The sequence below is a fragment of the Desulfovibrio sp. genome (assembly GCF_009712225.1).
GTDB lineage: Bacteria > Desulfobacterota > Desulfovibrionia > Desulfovibrionales > Desulfovibrionaceae > Desulfovibrio.
Genome location: NZ_WASP01000010.1, coordinates 42,668 through 65,165 on the forward strand (window position 1 = coordinate 42,668; position 22,498 = coordinate 65,165).

Annotated in this window: 25 protein-coding genes, 1 tRNA gene and 1 riboswitch; of the genes, 20 read left to right on the top strand and 6 right to left on the bottom strand. The window is 57.9% G+C overall.

Annotated elements, in window-relative coordinates; all coding sequences use genetic code 11:
• The first annotated feature begins 37 nt into the window (after positions 1 to 37).
• The 7 genes from F8N36_RS12595 (at position 38) to rplL (ending at position 3,456) form a co-directional block, all read left to right on the top strand.
• Positions 38 to 114, top strand: a tRNA-Trp gene (locus F8N36_RS12595).
• Between the two features lie 22 nt (positions 115 to 136).
• A complete protein-coding gene (gene secE, locus F8N36_RS12600; RefSeq protein WP_291333167.1) occupies positions 137 to 376 on the top strand; it encodes a preprotein translocase subunit SecE in 240 nt (79 codons plus the stop codon).
• Positions 377 to 384: 8 nt separating this feature from the next.
• Positions 385 to 957, top strand: a complete 573-nt coding sequence (gene nusG, locus F8N36_RS12605) for a transcription termination/antitermination protein NusG (RefSeq protein ID WP_291333168.1) — start codon at positions 385 to 387, stop codon at positions 955 to 957.
• A 66-nt stretch (positions 958 to 1,023) separates the two neighbouring features.
• Positions 1,024 to 1,446 carry a 50S ribosomal protein L11 gene (rplK, locus tag F8N36_RS12610; RefSeq protein ID WP_291333169.1) on the top strand — a complete coding sequence of 141 codons (423 nt, stop codon included), beginning with the start codon at positions 1,024 to 1,026 and terminating at the stop codon, positions 1,444 to 1,446.
• A gap of 180 nt (positions 1,447 to 1,626) precedes the next feature.
• Positions 1,627 to 2,334, top strand: coding sequence for a 50S ribosomal protein L1 (rplA, locus tag F8N36_RS12615; protein WP_291333170.1), 708 nt, complete (start codon positions 1,627 to 1,629; stop codon positions 2,332 to 2,334).
• Positions 2,335 to 2,499: 165 nt separating this feature from the next.
• Positions 2,500 to 3,024 (top strand): 50S ribosomal protein L10, encoded by a 525-nt coding sequence (gene rplJ / locus F8N36_RS12620; protein ID WP_291333171.1) that lies wholly within the window; start codon positions 2,500 to 2,502, stop codon positions 3,022 to 3,024.
• A gap of 51 nt (positions 3,025 to 3,075) precedes the next feature.
• A complete protein-coding gene (gene rplL / locus F8N36_RS12625) occupies positions 3,076 to 3,456 on the top strand; it encodes a 50S ribosomal protein L7/L12 (RefSeq protein WP_291333172.1) in 381 nt (126 codons plus the stop codon).
• Positions 3,457 to 3,525: 69 nt separating this feature from the next.
• Here rplL and F8N36_RS12630 read toward each other — a convergent pair whose 3' ends face one another.
• Entirely contained in the window at positions 3,526 to 4,005 is a 480-nt protein-coding gene (locus tag F8N36_RS12630; RefSeq protein ID WP_291333173.1) for a hypothetical protein, read from the bottom strand.
• A 23-nt stretch (positions 4,006 to 4,028) separates the two neighbouring features.
• Here F8N36_RS12630 and F8N36_RS12635 point away from each other — a divergent pair, with 23 nt between their 5' ends.
• From F8N36_RS12635 to F8N36_RS12645, 3 genes are read left to right on the top strand one after another with little or no spacing between them, the layout of a single operon-like run.
• Positions 4,029 to 4,889: a c-type cytochrome gene (locus F8N36_RS12635; protein ID WP_291333174.1), complete on the top strand. Its 861-nt coding sequence runs from the start codon at positions 4,029 to 4,031 to the stop codon at positions 4,887 to 4,889.
• Positions 4,890 to 4,892: 3 nt separating this feature from the next.
• A complete protein-coding gene (locus F8N36_RS12640) occupies positions 4,893 to 6,245 on the top strand; it encodes a cytochrome ubiquinol oxidase subunit I (RefSeq protein WP_291333175.1) in 1,353 nt (450 codons plus the stop codon).
• Between the two features lie 2 nt (positions 6,246 to 6,247).
• Positions 6,248 to 7,801, top strand: coding sequence for a c-type cytochrome (locus F8N36_RS12645; protein WP_291333176.1), 1,554 nt, complete (start codon positions 6,248 to 6,250; stop codon positions 7,799 to 7,801).
• A 312-nt stretch (positions 7,802 to 8,113) separates the two neighbouring features.
• On the opposite strand, the gene F8N36_RS12650 is transcribed toward F8N36_RS12645, so the two are convergent.
• Together F8N36_RS12650 and F8N36_RS12655 are read right to left on the bottom strand one after the other, a co-directional pair.
• Positions 8,114 to 9,343, bottom strand: coding sequence for a glycoside hydrolase family 3 protein (locus tag F8N36_RS12650; protein WP_291333177.1), 1,230 nt, complete (start codon positions 9,341 to 9,343; stop codon positions 8,114 to 8,116).
• Between the two features lie 127 nt (positions 9,344 to 9,470).
• The gene (locus F8N36_RS12655) at positions 9,471 to 10,052 is read right to left on the bottom strand and encodes a formylmethanofuran dehydrogenase subunit E family protein (protein ID WP_366247051.1); all 582 of its coding nucleotides are present in this window, start codon (positions 10,050 to 10,052) and stop codon (positions 9,471 to 9,473) included.
• Between the two features lie 241 nt (positions 10,053 to 10,293).
• On the opposite strand from F8N36_RS12655, the gene F8N36_RS12660 reads away from it, so the two are divergent.
• From F8N36_RS12660 to F8N36_RS12680, 5 genes are all read left to right on the top strand, one after another.
• On the top strand, positions 10,294 to 10,842 hold the full coding sequence (locus tag F8N36_RS12660; protein ID WP_291333178.1) for a cysteine hydrolase family protein: 549 nt from the start codon (positions 10,294 to 10,296) through the stop codon (positions 10,840 to 10,842).
• A 97-nt stretch (positions 10,843 to 10,939) separates the two neighbouring features.
• Entirely contained in the window at positions 10,940 to 12,571 is a 1,632-nt protein-coding gene (locus F8N36_RS12665) for a bifunctional metallophosphatase/5'-nucleotidase (RefSeq protein ID WP_291333179.1), read from the top strand.
• A gap of 107 nt (positions 12,572 to 12,678) precedes the next feature.
• Entirely contained in the window at positions 12,679 to 13,614 is a 936-nt protein-coding gene (locus F8N36_RS12670) for a symporter (RefSeq protein WP_291333180.1), read from the top strand.
• A gap of 55 nt (positions 13,615 to 13,669) precedes the next feature.
• Positions 13,670 to 13,728, top strand: a riboswitch (Fluoride riboswitch).
• Positions 13,729 to 13,781: 53 nt separating this feature from the next.
• Positions 13,782 to 14,261: a fluoride efflux transporter CrcB gene (gene crcB / locus F8N36_RS12675; protein ID WP_291333181.1), complete on the top strand. Its 480-nt coding sequence runs from the start codon at positions 13,782 to 13,784 to the stop codon at positions 14,259 to 14,261.
• A 9-nt stretch (positions 14,262 to 14,270) separates the two neighbouring features.
• Positions 14,271 to 14,594 (top strand): DUF190 domain-containing protein, encoded by a 324-nt coding sequence (locus F8N36_RS12680; protein ID WP_291333182.1) that lies wholly within the window; start codon positions 14,271 to 14,273, stop codon positions 14,592 to 14,594.
• 94 nt (positions 14,595 to 14,688) lie between these two features.
• Here the strand turns inward: F8N36_RS12680 and F8N36_RS12685 are convergent, their stop codons facing one another.
• Positions 14,689 to 15,960, bottom strand: coding sequence for a competence/damage-inducible protein A (locus F8N36_RS12685; RefSeq protein ID WP_291333183.1), 1,272 nt, complete (start codon positions 15,958 to 15,960; stop codon positions 14,689 to 14,691).
• A gap of 233 nt (positions 15,961 to 16,193) precedes the next feature.
• Here F8N36_RS12685 and F8N36_RS12690 point away from each other — a divergent pair, with 233 nt between their 5' ends.
• Positions 16,194 to 17,477, top strand: coding sequence for an O-acetylhomoserine aminocarboxypropyltransferase/cysteine synthase family protein (locus tag F8N36_RS12690; protein ID WP_291333184.1), 1,284 nt, complete (start codon positions 16,194 to 16,196; stop codon positions 17,475 to 17,477).
• Between the two features lie 222 nt (positions 17,478 to 17,699).
• Positions 17,700 to 18,158 (top strand): hypothetical protein, encoded by a 459-nt coding sequence (locus tag F8N36_RS12695; RefSeq protein WP_291333185.1) that lies wholly within the window; start codon positions 17,700 to 17,702, stop codon positions 18,156 to 18,158.
• A gap of 97 nt (positions 18,159 to 18,255) precedes the next feature.
• Here F8N36_RS12695 and F8N36_RS12700 read toward each other — a convergent pair whose 3' ends face one another.
• Positions 18,256 to 19,230, bottom strand: coding sequence for a glycosyltransferase (locus F8N36_RS12700; protein WP_291333186.1), 975 nt, complete (start codon positions 19,228 to 19,230; stop codon positions 18,256 to 18,258).
• Positions 19,231 to 19,277: 47 nt separating this feature from the next.
• Complete coding sequence (locus tag F8N36_RS12705) at positions 19,278 to 19,976, bottom strand: glutamine amidotransferase (RefSeq protein WP_291333187.1); 699 nt, start codon at positions 19,974 to 19,976, stop codon at positions 19,278 to 19,280.
• 335 nt (positions 19,977 to 20,311) lie between these two features.
• On the opposite strand from F8N36_RS12705, the gene F8N36_RS12710 reads away from it, so the two are divergent.
• From F8N36_RS12710 to F8N36_RS12720, 3 genes are all read left to right on the top strand, one after another.
• The gene (locus F8N36_RS12710) at positions 20,312 to 21,082 is read left to right on the top strand and encodes a DUF4198 domain-containing protein (protein ID WP_291333188.1); all 771 of its coding nucleotides are present in this window, start codon (positions 20,312 to 20,314) and stop codon (positions 21,080 to 21,082) included.
• Between the two features lie 93 nt (positions 21,083 to 21,175).
• Positions 21,176 to 21,787, top strand: coding sequence for a cobalt transporter CbiM (gene cbiM, locus F8N36_RS12715; RefSeq protein ID WP_291333189.1), 612 nt, complete (start codon positions 21,176 to 21,178; stop codon positions 21,785 to 21,787).
• Positions 21,788 to 21,803: 16 nt separating this feature from the next.
• Positions 21,804 to 22,496, top strand: a complete 693-nt coding sequence (locus tag F8N36_RS12720) for a cobalamin biosynthesis protein CbiL (protein WP_291333190.1) — start codon at positions 21,804 to 21,806, stop codon at positions 22,494 to 22,496.
• The last annotated feature ends 2 nt before the right edge of the window (positions 22,497 to 22,498 follow it).

The window sequence follows — 22,498 nt, forward strand, 5'->3', positions numbered from 1 at the left end:
CAGCCCCCGGGCCCCTCCCCCCCCCCGGACGGTGTGCAGGGCAGTAGCTCTAACGGCTAGAGCGGCGGTCTCCAAAACCGCATGTTGGGGGTTCGAATCCCTCCTGCCCTGCCATTTTTTATCTCCGGATTACACCATGGCAAAAAAACAAGCTCAAGCTGCCGACCTTAAGGCTGACAAAGGCCCCAACCCTGTCGTACGGTTTACACGCTACGTTGAGGATGCCAAGGCCGAATTGCGCAAAGTTACCTGGCCCACATTGCAGGAAACGCGCAAAGCCACCTTGGCTGTTTTGGGTTTTGTAGCCGTGATGGCTGTCATCCTGGGGCTGGTGGACTTTGGTCTGTCTACCCTGATCAAGACCCTACTGTCCTGAAGGCCAATATGAAAGACCCTGTTATCGACGAAACTTCCGAGCTCTGCAAAAAGGCTCGCTGGTACATCGTGCACACCTACTCTGGTTTTGAGCAGCGTGTGCAGAAGACCATTAACGAGTTGCGCCGCACCGGGCAGGATGAGGGGCTTATTGAGGAAGTTGTGGTTCCCACGGAAAAGGTTATCGAACCTACCAAGGGCGGCCAGCAGCGTACCTCTACTCGCAAGTTCTACCCCGGGTATGTCATGGTACGCATGACCATGACGGATCTTTCCTGGCATCTGGTTCAGTCCATCCCCAAGGTCACGGGTTTTGTGGGCGGTAAAAACCGTCCTACCCCAATGCGCGAAAGCGAAGCCCAGCGCATTCTCGATCTCATGGAATCGCGCCAGGAAACGCCAAGGCCCAAGTTCAACTTTGACCGCGGCGACGAAGTACGCGTTATTGAAGGACCGTTTGGCGGTTTCAATGGCGTTGTGGAAGACGTCAACTACGACAAGGGGAAACTGCGCGTTTCCGTTTCCATTTTTGGGCGTCAAACCCCTGTGGAACTGGATTTCGTACAGGTATCCAAAGGTTAATGACTTGCCACCGCGCAGTTGTGGTTTTGCCATAATCAGCGCGAGCAGCGATGAAGGATAACGAAAATGGCCAAGAAAGAAGTTGCCAAAATCAAACTGCAGATCCCCGCAGGCGCGGCTAACCCCTCGCCGCCGGTGGGTCCCGCTTTGGGTCAGCATGGCCTGAACATCATGGGTTTCTGCAAGGAATTCAATGCCCGCACCATGGAACAGAAGGGCACCATCATTCCTGTGGTTATCACCGTGTATGCTGACCGCTCTTTCACCTTCATCACCAAGACCCCCCCGGCCTCGGTGCTGATCATGAAAGCCGCAAAAATCGAAAAGGGCTCTGGCGAACCCAACCGTAACAAGGTCGGCAGCCTGTCCATGGCGCAGATCGAAGAAATCGCCAAGCTGAAACTGCCCGACCTGAATGCTGCCAGCATTGAATCTGCTGTGAAGACCATTGCTGGTACTGCTCGCAGCATGGGCATTGACGTAAAGTAAGGCTCTTCATGATGCCGTGAGCGCCCAAGGGCGCTCGTTACATATACGGCACTTTGCCTTACCAGGCTGCCCAGCATGAGCCACCGGCCAATGCACTGCAGCCATCGTTGAAATCAATTGTACTGCCGCCTTTGCGCAAGACAAAGTTCGGCAGGAGATGCAAAACGAAAGGATTATCCCATGCCCAAACATGGCAAGAATTTCCGCAAGGTTCTTGAAGGTAGCAATCTCCAGGAACGTCTCAGCATTGAAGACGCCGTCAGCAAATCGCTTGGCGCATCCTTTGCCAAATTTGATGAAACCGTCGACGTGGCTGTTCGCCTTGGCGTTGACCCCAAATATTCTGATCAGATGGTTCGCGGCGCTGTGACCCTGCCCAATGGGCTTGGCAAGACCGTTCGCGTGGCCGTTTTCTGTAAGGGTGAGAAGCAGGCTGAAGCCCGTGAAGCCGGTGCCGACGTTGTGGGCGCTGAAGATCTGGTGGCAAAGGTCAAGGAAGGCTGGCTGGAATTTGACGCCGCCGTCGCCACCCCCGACGTCATGGCCCTTGTTGGTCAGATTGGTCGCGTGCTTGGCCCCCGTGGTCTTATGCCCAACGCCAAGACCGGCTCGGTTACCTTTGATGTGACCAAGGCCGTTACCGAACTCAAGGCTGGCCGCGTGGACTTCAAGGTTGACAAGGCTGGCGTGCTGCACGCTCCCCTTGGCAAGGTTTCCTTTGGTCCCGAAAAGATCCTGGGCAACCTCAAGGCCCTGCTTGACGCCGTCAACCGCCTTAAGCCTTCTGCCGCCAAGGGCGCTTACATGCTCTCCATGGCAGTGTCCACCACCATGGGCCCCGGCTTCAAGGTTGACATGACTCAGGTTAAAAAATTTCTTGAGGGCTAAGCTCTCAAGGTTGTGGGCACTCTGCAAAGAGTGCCCACTATCTGTCTAAGGAAACGGAATTCGAGTCGAAGACGGCAGGTGAGCGAAAGCTCTTAATACCCTGTCTAGACACATCTTCTTTGGCTCGGCATTCCACCTGGCAACCCCGAACGTGAGAGGTATCACGTGAACAGGTCTGGAAAAGCCGCTATAATTGAAGCCGTTAAGGCCCGTGCCGACAAAGCTTCTTTTGCGGTTATCACGGACTTCAAGGGCATGACGGTGGAAGAGCTGACGAACCTGCGTGTTGCCCTGCGTAATGCAGGCGGCGAGTATCTCGTCGTTAAAAACACGCTGGCCCGAATTGCTCTGACCGACGGTACGCACGACGCTATCAAGGACAAGTTCCATGATAACTGCGGCGTGGCCTTTGGGTTCGATGACCCCGTGGCGGTGGCCAAGGCGCTCAGCGATTTCGCCAAGCAAAGCAAGCTCTTTGAGCTGCGTTGCGCCAGCCTGGACGGCAAGGCTATGGACGCCGCCCAGATTGACGCTCTGGCCAAGCTGCCCGGTAGGGAACAGCTCCTCGGCCAGTTGCTCGGCACCATGAACGCCGTGCCCACCAACTTTGTTTCGCTGTTCGCCAACATGGTGCGTGGCCTGCTTTATGCCCTCAAGGGCATCGAAGATCAGAAAGCCAACGCCGCGTAGCGATCAACCATCGAATTATTTGCACTCAAGCCAAAGATCAGGAGACTTATCATGGCCGTTACCAAAGAAGAAGTTGTTGAATTTATCTCCAATATGACCGTTCTCGAACTCTCTGAGTTCATCAAGGAACTGGAAGAAAAGTTCGGTGTGTCCGCTGCCGCTCCTGCCGCCGCCATGGTTATGGCTGCTCCCGCCGCCGCTGCTGAAGCCGCTGAAGAAAAGACCGAATTCGACGTTATCCTGAAGGAAGCTGGCGCCAACAAGATCGGCGTCATCAAGGTTGTGCGCGCTCTGACCAGCCTTGGCCTCAAGGAAGCCAAGGAAAAGGTTGACGGCGCCCCCGCTACCCTGAAGGAAGGCGTGTCCAAGGAAGAAGCCGAAGACGCCAAGAAGCAGCTCACCGAAGCTGGCGCCACCGTCGAAATCAAGTAAGTTCGGTTTTACCGTACTTTTTGGGGCGGAACCTTCGGGTTCCGCCTTTTTTTTGTCTTTTCACACAATTCACATGCGCATTTTTTCCGTATACCAGCCTGATTGAATGCCAGTCAGATCATTACTTCGCCTTGGGTCTAGCAAAACTGCGCCCTGATAGTTAAGGCTTCTGACCGCAGCCAACGAATTTCTCCGCCTCGCTTGTGCTTCACTCTGCAAATATGCAGCTGCACACCTTCGTGCCAGCTCTTGCACAAAAGCCATTCCTGCATGGCTCGTCATGGCGATTGCACCTCGCCCAAATTTTTCCAAACGAATGGTTCCATGGCCGGTCTGAGCAGCAAACAGGCAGTACATCAGCCCTGTTTTGCCTCCATTTGCTGCACTATTGACGGGGATAGGCAAAAGCTGTGGGTACTGAGCTTTCTGATGATCGTACCCGCTATGTTGACATAGCGTGATGTTCTGATACCCATTAGGATATATCTGTTTTTTTCCTTCCACTCGTGCCTTTGAGAATTTTGTTCGACCAGGGGCCTCTTGATTCACGGTCACCGCCAACCGGAGCCGCCATGAACAACCGTAATCTTCTGTATGCTCTCGCTCTCTGCTGTATCCTGCTCGCTTTTGGAGCCTGGATACTCGGTTTCTTCCATTACAGTGCGCCTGTGCGGCAAAGCCCGGCGGCCCAGGTGCTGCCCAACCTTCAAAACGCCCCCGCTGCAGAGCTCAAATATGCCCCTCCCCGACCGCAAGACGCGCCAGAATCCATCAGGGAGGCGGTCATGCTCGGCTTTAACATCATAAACGACACGGCCCAGTATGCATCAAAGCATGTGGGCAATGAGCTGGCCTGCGCCACCTGTCACCTGGAGGGAGGCACCAGCAAGGCGTCCATATCTCTTGTGGGCGCTGCGGCAACGTATCCGCGTTTTTCCGCCAACCACGGTACCAGCATTGATCTTGCGCAAAAGGTGCAAGACTGTTTTGCCCGCAACCTCAACGCAACCCCACCGGCCCACGACAGCCGCGAGATGCAGGCTGTGCTTGCCTACCTGCAATGGATTTCAAAAGATATCCCCGTATATGCCAGCCTGCCCTGGGCCTTGCCCGGCAAACTTGATACTTCTCACAAGCCCGATGCCGCCGCTGGCGAAAAAGTTTACGCCGAAAGCTGCGCCGCATGTCATGGTGATGCAGGCGACGGCTCTCCGCCGTTATGGGGCAAGGGAGCCTATTCCGATGGCTCGCCCCTGCACAATGTGGACACCTTTGCCGTTTTTACCCACCGCTTTATGCCGCCAGAGGCAGCCACTCTCACGCCAGAGCAGTCACTTGATGTTGCGGCCTACGTAGACGGTCAGCCCCGCCCGCACTTTGCACCAGCACAATCTCACGGCGACGCAGGACAAAAGTCGCCACAAGGAAAGTAGGCCATGAACTTTCCTATTCTGCACATACCGGTGGTGGGTGATGGCATGACCATTGCTCTCAATGCCGTACTGCATGTCTGTATCAGCCACGGGCTGGCTATTGGCCTCATGGGCATGGTGGTGCTGTTTCAGACACTGACATGGAAGGGCAAGGGACAATTTTGGGCCGATATTGCCCGCAAGGTGCTGGGGCCGCTGGTGGTTATTACCACCTCCATTGGCGCAGTAACCGGCGTTGGCATCTGGGTTCTGACCGGCAGCCTTGCACCCGAGGGCATCGGCGCGCTGATCCACCTGTTTTTCTGGCCCTGGTTTATCGAATGGTTTGCCTTCACCGCTGAAGTAATTCTGCTGCTCTACTATTATTATAACTGGGAAAAGCTGATCACCACCAGACCCGGCAAGCTGGCGGCCATCGGCTGGGCTTACGTGGCCACATCGTTTGTTTCGGCTGTGCTCATCACCGGTATTCTGGGTTTCATGCTTACGCCGCAGGGTTGGCCCTGGGCCCGCAGTTTTACCGAGGCCTATTTCAACCCCACTTTTGCGCCCCAGTGCTTTTTGCGCGTAGGTGGTGGATTTGCCATGGGCACGCTGATGATGATGGGCTGGATTGCCTGGCGCTTCACCGGCACCCCGCTGGAGCGTGGCCGGGCCTTGCGGGCATGCGGCATTGCGCTGCTGCTTTCAGTGGCCGTAACGGCTGCCGCCAGTTATGTGTATTTTTCGCGCGTTCCGTCCACCTACCTTACCCACTGGAAGTTTGCGGTCGCCACATCATACCTTTCGCAAATGCCCGACTTTCTGCCTGCCGCTAATGTGGGGGCAGTGCTGGTGCTGGTGCTGGCCGCACTGGCCGCCATGGCACGTCCCCCGGTGCTGAGCCGTCTGCTGTGCATACCGGCGCTACTGCTAAGCATCTGCTTTGTTATGGAATTTGAACGCGTGCGCGAGTTTGTTCGCGGGCCGTACCTCATGCCGGGCTATATGCACGCCAGTCAGATAACCCTGGTGGAAAGCGAGGCCATGATCGCCGAAAACCAGCCCCTGCTGCCCAGATTGCGCTGGGTCAACACCAGCGACAAGCTGCCCCCGGCAACACAGGCCGCCAGGGCGCTGTTTGCGGCCAACTGCGGCGTGTGCCATGCGGAAAGTGGCATCAACGGCATAGATCAGCGCCTTGCCGGGCGTTCTGCGGACGGCATCAACGCCATGCTGGGCATTACACAACGGCTTGCACCGTATATGACCCCCTTTGTAGGCTCGGAACAGGAACGCACCCTGCTGACAGAGTATCTGTTCCAGCTTTCTTCCAACTATTCACGCCGCAATCAGCAGGCAACGAGGGAGAAGTAGCCATGCAGCAATGGACTGACCTTTTCCTCAATATGCCCCTGCCAGAAAACTGGATGAAGGGCCTGCTGTTCATCACCTTTGGCCTGCACCTGCTCTTTGTGCTGCTCATGCTTGGTACGGCCATCCTGAGTCTGCTGTTCTTTTTGCGTGATCTTTTGCGGCAGCCCTCGCCCTCGCAACACTGGAACGAGCATGTGGCGCATTCGCACATGGGCCTCAAAAGTCTGGCAGTGGTGCTGGGCGTGGCCCCCCTGCTGATCATGCAGGTGAGCCATTCACAGGCGTTTTTTACGGTCACCGTGCTTTTTTCGTACTCATGGCTGGCCATTATCCCGCTGCTCATAACGGCTTTTCTGCTGTTTGACGCCTTTGCCCACAAGCTTGGCTCCACCACGTGGCTGGCCCTGGTCTGCGGGATTGTGGGCGTGGCGGCCCTGCTCACGGTGCCAGCCATCTTTACCGGGGCGCTTGCCCTCATGGAACGTCCCGCAAGCTGGGCCGACTTTGCCGCCCATGGTGTAAGCCTAGATACAGACTGGATGCCGCACTGGGTGCTGCGCTATCTGCATATCGTGGGCGCGGCTCTGGCCTTTGGCGCGGCCTTTCACCTGTTTTATTCTGCCAAAAATGATGCGCCCAAGGCAGTATTGCTGCGCAAGTGGCTTATTGGTGCTCTGGCAGTTCAGGCGATCATCGGTTTTGCACTGCTGGCAACCATTTTGCCGCAAATGTCATCACCTGTACTCACGCTTATCAGCCTTGGCGCTCTGGCCCTTGGTTCTGCCCTGTGGATACTGCGCCCCGATTCAACTGCGGCAGCTTACCGCCTGCTGGCACTGCTGCCCCTTATTTTTGTAACCATGCTGCTGGCCCGCCAGCTGCTGCAAAACGAGGCCATGGCCCCGGCACAGGCCGAGGCAACAGCCTGGCGCGCACAAAAAGCGGCAGAGCTGGCTCCCTTCAGCCAAAAAGCGCTCGATGCCTTTGCCGTCAAGCTGCGCACGGTCTACGACAACGGCGACACCATCTATGACGGCGCGTGCGAACCCTGCCACGGTCTGGACGGACGCGGCGTAGGATCGGAATCGCACCGTCTGCGCATCCCCGCCACGGATCTGGCCGCCCTGCGCATCGACCGCGACTATGCTTACGAGATGATCCGCGATGGCACGCCGGGCACAGGCATGCCGTATTTTCGCATGTTTGACCGTGAAAAGATTGATGCCCTGCTAGATACCCTTGACCGTCGCTTTTCCATGTTTGCGGCCACACCGCCGCCCCCGCGCGACATCAGCCCCGACTCGCTGGAGGTGTGGATAGCCGCCTGCGCCAAGTGCCATGCGGCAAACGGCAGCGTTACCGCCAGTGGCAAGGCAATGCAGCCGCCGCCGCCCGATTTCAGGCGCAGCAGCGTGACCCACGAACGCGCGCTCAAAATAATTACCGAGGGTTACCCAGGCACGGGCATGCCGGCGTACCGCAATCAGCCTGAAAAAATACGCGAAGATCTGGCCATAATCAGCAACAGTTTTCGCGCTGCCCACAACAAGAACTGATACCCGACACCGGGCATAAATAGCACCACGATAAAGCCCCCGCTTACATGAAGCGGGGGCTTTATCGTCAAAATACATCATCGCGGCCTTTCGGCCCGGCTATTTGCCCTGTTTGCGGGCTTCTTTTTTGGCCTTTCTGCGCAAGCGCCTTTCTTCGTCATCAAGCAGAGCACGCTGCTTGTCAAAGGGTATTCAACCGCAGTTCAAGCGGTCGGTGGGTAGCCAGCCTTTTTTGAGGGCAAACAGGTACAGGGCGGCAATTCCGCCAAATACCAATAAAAGAATAAGTATATCCATGAAACCTCCGCCGCGTTATCTGGCCCAGGGATAAAGCGCTGCCGAACCGTCGGCTGCTGCCCTGACGGCAGTGGCGCGGTTTGTATACAGATTTGAGATGCGCAGCCAGGATTCCATAATGCGCTGCTGCGAAATTCGCCCGCTTTCCACAAGCCCCTTGAGGGTAGCAAAGGCTTTGCGCGGCAGGTTCTCGTCCCAATACAAGTTATTGCCAAACAGCAAAATGTCCACCCCCGCGTTAACTGCCAGCAGCACTGCCTGCTCAAGGCCATAGTGGTCTGTTATGGCCTTCATCTGCATGTCGTCGCTGATGATCACGCCTTGCCAGCCCATGCGCCCGCGCAGCAGATCGGCAACAATCGCGCGGGAGAGCGTGGCCGGATAATTGGCGTCAAGCCCGGTATGGAACAGATGCCCCAGCATGACCATGCCCGGCCAGCCCTGAGCAAAAGCCTGCGCATAGGGCGCAAGGTCTGCCTTGGCGTTCCAGCTGCGGGTGATATCTGTCAAGCCCAGATGCGAATCTTTCTGCGCACCGCCCTGACCGGGAAAGTGCTTGAGCGCGGGGATAACCCCCTGCTGCGCCAACCCCTGTCCAAAAGCAAGGGCGTGGGCCGCCACAAGGGCCGGGTTGGGGCTGAAGCTGCGTTCAAGCGCGCCGATGGCAGGGTTGGCGGGGTTGCTGTTTACATCGGCCACCGGAGCCAGATCTACCGAAATGCCAAGGGCTGCCAGTTCCTTGCCCAGCTGGCGGGCCATGGCGCGGGTTTTTTCGGGCTGTCCCGCGCCCATGCTCTGGGCAGAGGGCAGATCGGCAAAACCCTTTTGTGTTTTGAGCCGCCGCACACGGCCGCCCTCCTGATCTACGGCTATGAGCAGAGGACCGGGCGCTGCCGCCCGCAGCGTGGCCGTAAGCTGCCGCAACTGCCGGGGCGAAGCAATATTACGCTCCCCACCAGTGGTAACATCGCGGTCAAACAGAATAACATGTCCCACGTGCCCCGTACGCACCTGCGCAAGAAAGGCATCGCCGGGGGGCAACTCTGCCCCGCGAAAACCCAGCATGAGCATGGAACCAATCATCATGTCCAGCGATGGCGTATTCCTGGCAGAGTTTTGACCGGTCGCGCCGGTACCGGCTGCAGGGCCAGAGGCCGCAGAAGCAGCAGTTACGCCCCCCAAAACCACAAAGCACAAGGTCACCGCAAGGCACGCCACGCGTGCCGCTGAAAACATCAAACGCATACTCCTCCCTGTGCAGATTGCCAGATCATGGCAAAACATGTTGGTGCCACCATGCGGTGGTGTTCGCAGGCACATGCCGCACAGGCCCGGCAGCACTCAAGGCAGGCCGGGCACTCAGGGGCACGGGCTAGGCCTCCGGGTCGAGCGTGGTGTAGGGGGCCTGCCCCTGACAGCCAAGGCACTGGGAGCCGTGCTCCAACGGGTAGGCCTCGCCGCAGCAGCTGCACACGCTCACCGTGCCCATGTGGCCATGGCCCAGAAATTCCTTGTCAATCTGCACGCGCTGCACCTTGCATATACAATGCCCGGCCTGTTCAATCTCGCGCTCAAGTTCTTCCACATCCTGAGCTTGCTTGGGCTTTTCCTTCATGAACCAGCCGCGTATTTCCGGATATGCATAGAGCTTGGCGGGGTCTATGCTCACCCGCACGCCCACGCCCGTCTTTTTGTCGTACAGCGAAACAGCGTACAGCCCCAGATCGCGAATGTGCAATCGCCTGTTGCCAGTACTGCACAGTGTGAGCAGCTGCACGGCGTCTGGCAGGCATTTACCGGTTTCAACCACTGCTTCAAACAGGGTTTCCTCTGGCAGCAGCCCTTTGGCAAGCTCAACCATATAGCCGCCAACAAGCAGGCCAGGAGCAGCATAGCCGTGAAATTTTTCTGCAATTTCATTGAATTGCGAAAAAGTATACGCGCCAATATTCATGGGACCACCATTGAGCCTACGCGAGTGCGGAAAAAAGGTGGGATGCACAGACAGTGAAACCGCAGCGCAAAATACGTGTTCTTCTGGCTCAATTGTCACCATTTACCTTGCAGCGTCAAGTGCACCACAGGCCATGCTTGACCATGCAAAGCGCGTGCTGTTATCGAACAAAACACAGTCATTCAATGCGTCAGCATTCCGCATAATCCTGTAGGAGCGGTACGTCCGCGTGAGGCATAGCATGCAAGCTCTGGTCATCATAGATATTCAGAACGATTACTTTCCCGGTGGCAAGATGGAACTTGTGGGCAGCAATGCCGCAGCAGAAAATGCAGCACTGCTGCTTGCCGCTTTCCGCAAGGCGCAGAAACCTGTCTTTCATGTGCAGCACATTTCACTAGCCCCCACGGCCACATTTTTTCTGCCCGATACGCCGGGCGCGCTGTTCCACCCTCTGGTCTGCCCGCAGGAAGGCGAAACGGTTGTGCAAAAGCACTACCCCAACTCATTCCGCGACACTCCCCTGCTGGACCTGCTGAAGGTGCGAGGCATCAACAGCATCGCCCTTGCAGGCATGATGACCCACATGTGTGTGGATACCACAACTCGCGCCGCCTTTGACCTTGGTTTTACCTGTCATCTGGCGCACGATGCCTGTGCCACCCGCGACCTGGCGCACGATGGCAAAACAGTGGATGCCTCTCACGTGCAAACCGCCTATATGGCGGCTCTTGGACAGGTTTTTGCCAAGGTTTTGAGCACGCAGGAAATGTGCGCCAACCTCGCCTGACAGGTCAACCCGCCCAAACCACGCGGTCTGCCCCACACCACGGCACGGTAGCCGCAGCGCCACCGCTGCACGCAAATTCCACCATCAGGGGAATATCATGGACACACTGCTGAAACGTCTTCGCAGTAGCGCACGCACACTGTTTTTTTGCGTCAGTCTGCTTACCGGTCTTTGCCTGTTTGCTCTGCCCTGCACGGCGCAGGGCAATGCCGGACTTGACCTGATACTGCTGCACACCAACGACCTGCATTCGTACATTGCGGGCCGCGATGCACAAGGCAATGCCTGTTTTAAATCAGAGGGATGCACCGGCGGTCTCGCCCGCCTTGCCACCGCCATGAAGCGCGTCCGCGCCGAGCACGACAACGTGGTGGCGCTTGATGCTGGCGACCAGTTTCAGGGAACCCTGTTTTTCACGGCCAACAAGTGGCCCATGCTGGCCGACATAAACTCGCTGCTGCCCTATGACGCAATGACGCTGGGGAACCACGAATTTGACGACGGCTGCGAGGCCACGGCGGGTTTTGTGCGGGCGCAGCCCTACCCGGTACTGGCCGCCAATCTGGATGCCCGTCCCGGTTGCCCTCTTAAGGGTATGCCCTTCCGCCCCTGGATCATCAAGGAAGTGCGCGGCGTAAAGGTGGGTATTATCGGCCTTACCAACCCCAGTGTGCGCTCGCTTTCTGCCGCATGCCCTGAAACATGGTTTCACAAAAGCGAACCCACGCTAAAAAAGGCCGTGGCTGAACTGGAAAAACAGGGGGTACGCCACATCATACTGGTAACGCATCTGGGCCTGCCCAAGGATCTGGAACTTGCCCGCAAGATTGACGGCATTGATGTTATTGTTGGCGGCCATACCCACGATTATCTTGGCCCCGGCTCCTCCAAGGGGCCGTATCCCATTGTGGAGCATTCGCCCTCCGGCAAGCCCGTGCTGGTTGTGACCGCCGGGGCGCTTGCCAAGTACATGGGCCAGCTGGAGGTAGGCTTTGACGCGCAGGGCGTACCCGTGCGCTGGCAGGGCGCAGCGCTGCCGCTGGATGCCTCTGTTGCCCCCGACCCGGCTGTGGAAGCCAAGATCGCCCAGTACAACCAGAAGCTTGAGGTCTATACCTCCAACATTATTGGGCAGAACAACCTCAACGCCCCTGATGGACTGCACCAGTGCCGTGTGGGCGAATGCCTTTCGGGCCTGATCGCCACCGATTCCATGCTGGAATATGGCCGCGCCCATGGTGCGCAGATCGCCCTGATCAACGGCGGCGGCCTGCGCGCTCCGCTGCGGCAGGGCCCGCTGAATGTCGGCGACATGCTGGCGGTGCTGCCCTTTGGCAACAAGGTTATCATCCGCGAATTTACGGGGGAGCAACTGCTTGCAGCCCTGGAGCACGGCGTGGCGGATTACAAGGGCGTGGGCGCTCCCGTGCTGCATACGGCGGGGCTGCGCTATGCCTACAATCCCGCCCTGCCCTCGGGCAAACGTGTTGTGCGCGCAGATCTGCTGGCCGAAGACGGAACATCAAAGCCGCTGGTACTCAACGCCCGTTACCGGGTGGCACTGGTCGACTACCTTGAGCGCAGGGGCGACGGTTACGCCATGCTGGGCAAGGGCACGCCCGTGGAGGCTCCAGACCCCGTGGATGTGGACGTGCTTTCTGCCTACATCCAAAAGCACAGCCCCTTGAATATTCTACCGCCAGACCGGCTGCTGAAGCAGACAAAGTAAGCCCAGCCAGGTAATTACAACAGGCTGCGGGCTTGCCGCACCACCAGGGGCAACAGGCTTGCCAAGTGCAGACATGTTGGGCAATGTGGCAAAAAAGTTGAGGCCTTATGAATTTCCGCGACCTTATCATGGTCATGTCTTCGCTGCTTTCCATGGCGGCGGGCGTGTTTTTGCCGCAAGTGGCAGAACCGCTTGCCGCCATGCCGCGCCTTATTCTCATTTTCATGCTTTATATGAGTTTTCTGGCTGTGGGTATGGAAGCGCTGGTGCGCGAAATACGCCACATGACCGGCACTGTCTGCCTGCTTATCACCCTGCGCCTGCTGGCGCTGCCCCTGCTGTGCCTTGCGGTTTTCCGGCTGGTCATGCCGCAGTTTGCCCTGGGAGCCTTTTTGCTTGGCGCGGCCCCGGTGGGCGTGATGGCCGCTGTTTTTTCGCTGATGGTGGGGGCCAACACGGCCATGATTCTTGTGGCGAACATGGCCACATCACTGCTGCTGCCTGCCAGCCTGCCCGCCCTGCTCTCTGCCACCGATGCAGGTCTGCGCATGCTTGGCCTGCCCCCGCTCGACATGCCGGCGCATCTGGAACTGGGGCACATGAGCCTGTCGTTGTGTGTGACCATTCTTGTGCCCTTTGCCGCCGCCCACCTCACACGCATCCATCTGGACAGTCTGCGTAACACTCTGCTGCGTTGGCAGTTTCCGCTGATCACTGTTTCCATAGTGGTTTCCAACATTGCCATTTTCAGCCATTACGGTGACCTGTTGCGGCAGTCGCCCGAGCTGCTGCTCAAGTCGCTGGCGGCGGCCTCGCTGCTGTGCCTTATCATGACCCTGGCCGCAATGCCGCTGTCCCGCCGCATGAGCAGGCAGGTGGGCATGGCCTATCTTATTTCGTTTGGCGTCATCAACAACGTATTGATCATGATCGTGTGCATGGAATTTTTTAGCGCTACCGAGGCCATCATGGCTGCGGCCTATCTGGCCCCCCTGTACGTATTGCTGTTTTATTACCGCCTGTGCAGCCGCAAAAAGCGCTGATCTGGCCTGCCCCGGCCAGTTGCGTGTTTACTTCTGCCACTGGCGGATGTAGAAAAAAAGCACAGGGGATGGAGTTCCCCTTGAACCGCATTTGCTGATAACTCCTACCAGGGCCATGGCGTTGGTAGACTTTTTTGCGACCGCGCCAAAGCGCGGTTGCTTTTTTTATGCAACGCCGGGGCATAACCGCTGCCACGGCAAGCCAGAACACGGGGTTGCCCACAGACAACGGTCACCCCGCAGAGCGGACATACGTCATGGTCAAAAACGTTCTTGTCATTACCCTGGGGGCCGGAGCCGGAGCCTGCCTTCGCTGGGTGCTCTCCATGCTGCTCAATTCCATATTTCCCGCCATCCCCATGGGCACGGTGGCCGCCAACTTTATCGGCGGGTTTGGCATTGGGCTGTCGCTGGGTGTATTCAATGCCATGCCGGGTCTGGCACCTGAATGGCGGCTGTTTATCATCACGGGCTTTCTGGGCGGGCTCACGACCTTTTCGACCTTTACGGCAGAAATTGGCACACTGCTGCAGGAGCAACGCCTCGGCATGGCGGCCGGGGCCATTACCCTGCACGTCTGCGGCTCGCTGATCTGCTTTTTCATGGGGCTTGGCGCCGTATCGCTTCTCAAATCCCTTTTTCGCTAGGAGCAGACCATGAACGGTTTCAGACTGACCTTTTATACACAGCAGGGTCGCACGCACAATCACGTGAGCATTGCGGAATGGCTGCTCAGGGAGGCCAAGGCCATAGGCGTTGAAGGCGCAACTTTTGCCGCCGCGCAGGGCGGCTACGGTCGAGACGGCAAATATCACAGCGCGCGCTTTTTTGACGTGGGTGAACAGCCCATGGAAGTGACCATGGCAGTGAGCCCGGAACACAGCGAGCAGCTTTTTGCCCGCATCGAACAGGAAAAATTGCAAATCTTCTATATGAAGATTCCTGTGGAATTTGGCATCACGTGCACTGAAAAAAACTAGTTTTTCCAACTTGTTTTATAAAATAAAAAAACCGCCGGTGAACACAGCATTTGCGCTGTATTCACCGGCGGTTTGCATTGAAGTGCGGCGATGCCTAGGCCGGGTCAAGACTCCACTGGTCTTCGACCGGCAGACCGGCAAGGCAGCGACGCAGCATGTCCAGCGCGTGGCTTGATGCCAGACGGCGCGTCCATTCACGCCCCAGATACCTTCCCTGCGGGCGCATGACGCGCACCCAGATATTTTCCTCATCACTCAGGGCAATGTATACAAGGCCCACAGGCTTTTGCGGGGTGCCACCGCCGGGGCCGGCAATGCCGGTTATGCCAATGCCATAATCCGCGCCGCTGAATTCGCGCGCGCCACGGGCCATGGCCCGCGCCACTTCGGGGCTTACCGCGCCGTGGGTACGCAGCAGGTACTCCTGCACGCCAAGCATGCGCTGCTTGGCCTCGTTGGCGTAGGTTACCATGCCGTAACCAAAAACATCTGAAGAACCTGGCTGATCAGTGATACGCTTTGCCAGCAGGCCGCCGGTGCACGATTCCGCCGTGGAAACAGTTTTGCCAAGCCGCGCCAGCTTCGACACAACCACGGCTTCGAGCCCGGCAACGTTCACACCATAAACAACATCACCCAGCAGCCTGTGCACTTCGGCTACCATGGGTGCTGCCAGGGCCTCGGCTGCGGCGGCATCCTGCGCCTTGGCCGTCACGCGCACAAACATTTCCGCATCGCCCGCGTAGGTGGCCGCCGTGGGATTGGCCCCACCTGTCAGCTCTGCTATGCGCAGGGCGGCAATGCCCTCGCCGATGCCAAAGGTTTTTACCATAAATGAGGCAATGACAGCCCCGCTCATGCGCTGCAAAAATGGCACGGCGCTATCGCGCAGCATGGGCAACAGCTCGGATGGCGGCCCTGGCAGCATGAGCACCCAGCGCCCGTCGCCCGCTGGCGTGGCGCACCCCGGCGCGGTACCTGCCAGATTGGGAAAAGCCACGGCTCCACGAGGCAGCATGGCCTGTTTGGCCTGGTTGGCAGACATGGGGCGCGTGCCGAAATATTCTCGCAGGCGGGCCATGCTGTCAGCATGCTCCTCAAGCGGCGCATTGGCCACAAGAGCCACGGTTTCCTTGGTCAGATCGTCTTCTGTGGGGCCAAGGCCGCCCGTGGTTATCACAACTTCCGCGCGCACAAGGGCTTCGCGCAGGGCTTTTTCCAGCCGCTGCGGATTATCGCCCACCGTATGCACCTGCAACAGATCAAGGCCGAGGGCAGAGAGCTCGCGCGCCACATGGGTGGCATCGGTGTTGATTGTATGCCCCAGCAGCAGCTCTGTGCCTACCGATATGATTTCCGCCTTCATGCGGCCTCCGTTTTGTTGACGCGCCAGCCCCGTTACAGATCGGCACAGCGTTCAGCCGAGCATCCTAGACCTGCCGCCCGCTCTGCGCAAGCTGTTGCAAACGGCAGGATGTGGCCTTGGACGCGGCTTTTGCTTGACAATGCGTGCTTTGTCAGTCAAACATTTCTTACCAATTTACTAAGAAATATTTTCTCGGATACAAATCCTAAACTGCACTGAATCGGGGGGCAGAAATGAACGAAAACAAAAAGCCGCGCTTTGAGACCCTTCAGGTTCATGCGGGGCAGGAACAGCCGGATCAGGCCACTGGCGCACGTGCCGTGCCCATCTATCAGACGACATCATTTGTATTTGACGACTGTGCGCACGCTGAGGCCCGCTTTAACCTCAGCAACGCTGGCAACATATACAGCCGCCTTACCAACCCCACACAGGATGCCTTTGAACAGCGTGTAGCCGCCCTTGAAGGCGGTGTGGCCGCTCTGGCCACGGCCAGCGGCGCGGCAGCCGTAAGCTACGCCCTGCAGAATCTGGCGCGCACGGGTGACCACATTGTGGCGGAAAAAACCCTGTACGGCGGAACCTACAACCTGCTGGCGCACACGCTCAAGGCCTGGGGCATAGACACCACATTTGTGGACCCAGACGAAGCGGGAGCCTTTGAGCGCGCCATTACGCCGCGCACCAAGGCCATATTTATCGAAACCCTGGGCAACCCGCACAGTAACCTTGTGGATATGGAAGCGCTGGCCAACCTCGCCCACAGCAACGGTATTCCGCTGGTTGTGGACAATACCTTTGCAACGCCCTGGCTGTTGCGGCCCATCGAGCACGGGGCGGACATTGTCGTGCATTCGGCCACAAAATTTATGGGCGGCCACGGCACAACCCTTGGCGGCGTGATTGTCGATGGCGGCAAGTTTGACTGGGAGGCCTCGGGCAAATTCGCGCATCTGTGCGAGCCAGACCCCAGCTATCATGGGCTGAGTTTTTCGCGTGCGGTGGGGCCTGCGGCTTTTGCGGTGCGCGCCAGAGCCATACTGCTGCGCGATCTGGGCGCGACCCTGTCGCCCTTCAATGCATTTATGCTTTTGCAGGGTCTTGAGACCCTTTCGCTGCGGGTTGAACGCCACGTAAGCAATGCCCTGGCGGTTGTGCAGTACCTTGCCAACCACCCCCGCGTTGAACGTGTCAACCACCCCAGCCTGCCCGCAAGCCCGAGTCACGAGCTGTACAAGCGCTACTTTCCCAGGGGGGGCGGGTCCATCTTTACGTTTGAGGTCAAGGGCGGCGCGGACGAAGCCAAGGCCTTTATCGACAGGTTGCAGGTGTTCTCGCTGCTGGCAAACGTGGCCGACGCCAAATCGCTGGTTATCCACCCTGCGTCCACCACGCATTCACAGCTCACCGAAGCAGAACTGGCCGAAACAGGTATCCTGCCCAACACGGTCAGACTGTCCATAGGCATCGAGCACGTGGACGACATTATTGAAGACCTGGCCCAGGCTCTGGGCTAGCACAGCCACCGGCTGAAAACTGAGCTATCCGCTGATTTCAAGTGTCCTGCCGCCCCGCGTGGCAGGACACTTTTTTTGCGCCCCGCGGAGGGGTAAAAGCCATTGTGTTTTCAGGGGGCATTGCATACAACTGGCTGATTCCGCGCACGGGCATTGCCTGTGGTCTGCCGACCGGTGGGTATTTCCGTTTATTGCCGTGCGCCCTCATGCAGGAGAATTTCCATGTTCAGAAAACTTGCGGTTTTTCTTTTTGTCATGCTCCTTGCTATCCCTGCTCTGGCAGACGACGTGAGCACCAAGTACATTACGGTTGATCTGCCCGACAACTGGAAGGCAGTTATGCCCCCCACGGAAAATCAGGGTGTTACCACCGTTATTTTTACCAATGCGGCGGGCAACTCCACCGTCAATTTTGTTACCGGCCCCAACGGCGGCGCGGATCTTAAAACCGTGGCCGAAACCTTTGCCACCCAGTTCAAGTCGCTCAAACCTCCGGTGGAAAAAGGCGGCCAGTACACCTTTGCCTTTACCCAGCAGCAAACACCCGGCCAATCGTGGGTGGCAGGGATGGGCGACATTTTTATGGTCACCACCATCACGGGTGACCGCAAACTGGGCCTGGCCTTCATCAAGCGCTACGTAAAAAGTGCGGAGTATGCGAGCCTGCTGCCCAAGTTTTAGAGCGCGCCAAAGCAAACCCAATTATCAGCCGCAATGCAAAACGGCCTGGCAGTGTCACTGTCAGGCCGTTTATTTTTTATAACAGGGAATCTTACCGTTAGTCACCGCATCCCTGTCCGCAGGAACTCCATATTCTCTTCATGCGCTGCACCACGGTGTCAGAATACATGTCGTCGTTTCTGTCTGCCGCTGTCAGGTTGTCCAGCAGGTTTTTGCTGCGGCGCAGGGCCACCTTGATGGGCTCGTAGGCAGGGTCTTCTTCCAGCACCAAGTTGTAGCCATCCATATCCTTGATGCGGTAACGCAATGGAACTCTCCAGTTGCGCACGCACATGTTATAAAGATAATAATTCAGCAAAAACATGCCCACGCCGCCATCTTCTTCCTTGAAAAGGCGGGCGTGTTCCGCATTTTTGTTGAGCTCTGTATCTTCATATTCCGAATTGTCAAAACTGCCGCAGTGCTCAAAGCAGGCGTTCACGTCGTAGCAGTATTGGGTCACCCCGGCGCAGGCCAGCCGCGCTCCGTAGTCGCCGTCGTCAGCGCCGTACAGCCCGTAATCTTCGCTCCAGTAGCCAATGATGTCTGAAACGGTCTTGGGGATGATGGTTGCGCCCCCCGGTACATTGCCCTGGCAGATTCCAAGAATGCCGTCGGTGGTATGCTGGGTGCCGGGGTCGGCCGTCAGCTTTGCCTGATCAAAAATCGGCCCGATAATGGATACAGGGTTGCCATGCGACCACAGCCTGAAAATGTGTTCAAGCCAGTGCGGCGTGGTGGCCACCATGTCGTTGTCGAGCTTCATGTAATATGGGGCGTCCACGGCACGCCAGCCAATGTTGCAGGCGCACGATATGCCCATGTTGCGCGGCAGCAGAAAGAGATTGTCGATGAGCCCGTCCTGACGCAGGTTCACCAGCCGTTCGCGCAGGTCAGAGGCGCTGCCGTTGTCTACCACCGTAACTACAAAAGGTATGCCGGGCACTGTTTTGCGCAGGGCCAGCAATGTTTTCTGGGTAAGGTGGTACCTGTTGAAAACGGGAATGGTGATGTTCAGAAGTGGGCCGCTCATCAGGGTTCTCCTGCCTTGCTCCTGTGTTCAGATGCCCTGGCTCTGGCTCAGTGTACCTCTTCGGCCAGCCAGCGCCGCATAAAGGCCACACCAGCGTTGCGCGCCTGAGTGCCCAAGTTGCGGGCATCATCCCGAATGGTGCGGGGGTCAAAACCGCTGACGCCCAGCTCGCAGCAATGGCCCACAAGCCACGTTTCCATCATGGCCGCGTCCATTTCAGCATGAAACTGAAGGGCGAGCTGCCCCGGCCCGGGGCGAAATGCCTGATGCGGCGTGATGGGTGTTGAAGCCAGCAGGTCGCAGCCCCTCGGCAGGTCATAGGTATCACCGTGCCAGTGCAGCACTGGCGCAGCCGTCAGCTCGGCCAGAGGACCGCTGAGGCCTGCCGGGGTGAGGTCAACCTGCCCCCAGCCAATTTCCTTGGCGGTGCCGGGGTACACGGCGGCATCAAGGGCGCTGGCCATAAGCTGCGCGCCAAGGCATATGCCCAGAAGGGGCCGCCCCGATGCAAGCCGGGTTGCCACCAGGGCTTTCTCGTCGGCAAGGAAAGGATACAGGTCATCCTGATACACGCCGATGGGGCCGCCCAGCACAACCGCAAGGTCTGCGTCCTTCCACAGCTCCGGCTCAATGGGTACCACGCCAGCCTGCACATAGCTGATGGCAAAGCCTGCTTCTTCAATGGGTTGCACAAACACGCCCAGATTTTCAAAAGCCACATGCTGAATGGCAACGCAACGCTTCATACAGTCTCCCGATACTTAAATGCAGGTCATAGACTGCCAGAACCGCCCATGGCGGCTGGCAGGCCTTGCGCCCGTCTTGTGGCGGGCATTCTGAACGCCGGGGGGAAGCGGTGTGCGCTCAGCAAGCCAAATGCAACATATTCGCCCTGATTGTAACACGCTCAGGGCCGTTGTCATGCTGCAGCATGTTACGCAGCTTGCTGATGAAGCGCAAGAATGACTCCGGGGGGTTGCCAAAAAGACCTTGCTACTTTTTTATTTTTCTTGTTACTAAGAAGTCAGCCACGTCATGACATTGCGGCAGCCCCATCCACCTCAACAACAGGAACTTTTCTATGTGGAAAACTTGCTGCGCCAGCCTTGCCCTGCTGCTCTTGCTGGGAACCCAGGCCCAGGCCCACTTTGGCATGGTCATTCCTTCTACCCCAACGGTGATGGACAAGAAGGACGCCAACCTGCAGCTGGAAATATCCTTTATCCATCCCATGGAAATGCAGGGTATGGACATGGCTGCCCCCGCCGCGGCCACGGTAACCCATGACGGCAAGACCGAAGACATCAAGGCGACCCTCAAGCCCGCCACGGTGTTGGGTCACAAGGCATGGCAAACCACCTTTGGCATCAAAAAGCCCGGCGTGTACCAGTTTGCAGTTGAGCCCTCCCCCTATTTTGAAGCGGCGGAAGACAAGTTTATCATCCATTACACCAAGACGGTTGTGGCCGCCTTTGGTGAAGAACAGGGCTGGGACACCCCCCTCGGCCTCAAGACGGAAATAGTGCCCCTTACCCGCCCCTTTGCCAACTACACGGGCAATGTGTTCAGTGGCCGGGTGCTGCTCGACGGCAAGCCAGTTCCCGGTGCGGAAGTGGAAGTTGAATGCTATAACAAGGGCAAGGCCCACGCTGCCCCCAACGACTTTTTTGTTACCCAGGTGGTCAAGGCCGATGAAAACGGCGTTTTCACTTACGGTATTCCGTGGGCTGGCTGGTGGGGCTTTGCTGCCCTGAACACCGCCGCCGAAAAAATGGAATACAAGGGCGAAGCCAAGGAAGTGGAACTGGGCGCAGTGATATGGGTTAATTTTGCCGCTCCCAAGACCAAGTAATTCAGCGCCAGGTACGGATGCGGCTGGCCGAACCGGAATCTGCCCCATTCCGGTTCGGCCCTGATCCGCCCCAGACCAAATAAAGGACTGACCATGCATATTGCCGAAGGCGTTCTTTCCCCCGCAGTACTTGCCACGGGCTACGCCCTTACCGCCGCCGGAACCGCTCTGGGCCTGAAAAAACTGGACTATGACCGGCTTATGACAGTGGCTATTCTTGCCGCTGCCTTTTTTGTGGGCTCGCTTATCCATGTGCCCATCGGGCTGACCAGCGCACACCTCATACTCAACGGCATGCTTGGCGTGCTGCTGGGGTGGGCGGCCTTTCCCGCCATTCTGGCGGCGCTGGCGCTACAGGCCCTTCTGTTTCAGTTTGGCGGGCTGGTGGTGCTGGGCGTCAACACATTCACCATGGCCTTTTCGGGTGTTATGGCTGGCTATGTGTATTGCGGTATGCGCCGTGTATGGCCCACACCTACGGGGCAGAAGGTAGCCGCTTTTTGCGGTGGAGCGCTGGGCGTTATGGGCGCGGGCCTGCTCACCGCTGTGGCCCTGGCCTTTAGTGAAGAGGGCTTTGTCACAGCAGCCCGTCTGCTGTTTCTGGCCCACCTGCCTGTCATGCTGGCCGAAGGGCTCATTACCATGATCACTGTGGGCTTTATCGCCAGGGTTCGCCCGGAAATGCTGCGGCTTACGGCGGCCTAGACTGCAAGGAGTATTCATGCCTTCCATACGCAAACCCATGATCCCAGGCGCAGTATCTCTGGCTCTCATGCCGCTAGTTCTTGTGGCCTTTATTCTGGGAACAGCCGCCAGCGCCCTTGCCCACAGGGTGAATATTTTTGCCTGGACCGAAGGCAACGAAGTTGTCGCCGAGTGTGGATTCAACGGCGGCAACAAGGTCAAGCAGGGGCAGATTGCAGTTTTTGATGCCGCCACAGGCGCAAAACTGGCCGAAGGCCGCACGGATGATTTTGGCGTTTACCGCTTTCCCATTACTGCCGAGGGCAAGGCCCACGGTGTGCGCATAGTCATCAAGGCTGGCGAGGGCCACCAGAACGACTGGACCGTTGAAGCCTCAGAGCTTTCCGGGGTTCAGCCTGCGGCACCAACTTCTGGGGCCGCAACACCTGCCGTCATGTCGGCTGTAACGGCTGGCACCGCAACGGCCAGCGCCCAGGTCCAGCCCACAAAGAAGGCTGAGAAAACAACCGCCCAGCAGACCGCAGGCATCAGCGCCGAAGAACTGCAGGGTATCGTCAATTCGGCTCTGGACGCCAAACTCGGCCCCATTCGCAAAGAGCTGGCCGAAATGCGCGTTGCGCGTCCGAGTTTTTCAGAAATTTTTGGCGGTATCGGCTGGCTGGTAGGCCTGGCGGGCATTGCCCTTTACTTCAAGGGACGTCGGGGGTAAAG

Bases quoted from the DNA above. Each gene is read 5' to 3' on its own strand.
- secE (WP_291333167.1), top strand. From the start codon at position 137: ATGGCAAAAAAACAAGCTCAAGCTGCCGACCTTAAGGCTGACAAAGGC.
- nusG (WP_291333168.1), top strand. From the start codon at position 385: ATGAAAGACCCTGTTATCGACGAAACTTCCGAGCTCTGCAAAAAGGCT.
- rplK (WP_291333169.1), top strand. From the start codon at position 1,024: ATGGCCAAGAAAGAAGTTGCCAAAATCAAACTGCAGATCCCCGCAGGC.
- rplA (WP_291333170.1), top strand. From the start codon at position 1,627: ATGCCCAAACATGGCAAGAATTTCCGCAAGGTTCTTGAAGGTAGCAAT.
- rplL (WP_291333172.1), top strand. From the start codon at position 3,076: ATGGCCGTTACCAAAGAAGAAGTTGTTGAATTTATCTCCAATATGACC.
- F8N36_RS12635 (WP_291333174.1), top strand. From the start codon at position 4,029: ATGAACAACCGTAATCTTCTGTATGCTCTCGCTCTCTGCTGTATCCTG.
- F8N36_RS12640 (WP_291333175.1), top strand. From the start codon at position 4,893: ATGAACTTTCCTATTCTGCACATACCGGTGGTGGGTGATGGCATGACC.
- F8N36_RS12645 (WP_291333176.1), top strand. From the start codon at position 6,248: ATGCAGCAATGGACTGACCTTTTCCTCAATATGCCCCTGCCAGAAAAC.
- F8N36_RS12650 (WP_291333177.1), bottom strand. From the start codon at position 9,343: ATGCGTTTGATGTTTTCAGCGGCACGCGTGGCGTGCCTTGCGGTGACC.
- F8N36_RS12655 (WP_366247051.1), bottom strand. From the start codon at position 10,052: ATGAATATTGGCGCGTATACTTTTTCGCAATTCAATGAAATTGCAGAA.
- F8N36_RS12660 (WP_291333178.1), top strand. From the start codon at position 10,294: ATGCAAGCTCTGGTCATCATAGATATTCAGAACGATTACTTTCCCGGT.
- F8N36_RS12665 (WP_291333179.1), top strand. From the start codon at position 10,940: ATGGACACACTGCTGAAACGTCTTCGCAGTAGCGCACGCACACTGTTT.
- F8N36_RS12670 (WP_291333180.1), top strand. From the start codon at position 12,679: ATGAATTTCCGCGACCTTATCATGGTCATGTCTTCGCTGCTTTCCATG.
- crcB (WP_291333181.1), top strand. From the start codon at position 13,782: ATGCAACGCCGGGGCATAACCGCTGCCACGGCAAGCCAGAACACGGGG.
- F8N36_RS12680 (WP_291333182.1), top strand. From the start codon at position 14,271: ATGAACGGTTTCAGACTGACCTTTTATACACAGCAGGGTCGCACGCAC.
- F8N36_RS12685 (WP_291333183.1), bottom strand. From the start codon at position 15,960: ATGAAGGCGGAAATCATATCGGTAGGCACAGAGCTGCTGCTGGGGCAT.
- F8N36_RS12690 (WP_291333184.1), top strand. From the start codon at position 16,194: ATGAACGAAAACAAAAAGCCGCGCTTTGAGACCCTTCAGGTTCATGCG.
- F8N36_RS12695 (WP_291333185.1), top strand. From the start codon at position 17,700: ATGTTCAGAAAACTTGCGGTTTTTCTTTTTGTCATGCTCCTTGCTATC.
- F8N36_RS12700 (WP_291333186.1), bottom strand. From the start codon at position 19,230: ATGAGCGGCCCACTTCTGAACATCACCATTCCCGTTTTCAACAGGTAC.
- F8N36_RS12705 (WP_291333187.1), bottom strand. From the start codon at position 19,976: ATGAAGCGTTGCGTTGCCATTCAGCATGTGGCTTTTGAAAATCTGGGC.
- F8N36_RS12710 (WP_291333188.1), top strand. From the start codon at position 20,312: ATGTGGAAAACTTGCTGCGCCAGCCTTGCCCTGCTGCTCTTGCTGGGA.
- cbiM (WP_291333189.1), top strand. From the start codon at position 21,176: ATGCATATTGCCGAAGGCGTTCTTTCCCCCGCAGTACTTGCCACGGGC.
- F8N36_RS12720 (WP_291333190.1), top strand. From the start codon at position 21,804: ATGCCTTCCATACGCAAACCCATGATCCCAGGCGCAGTATCTCTGGCT.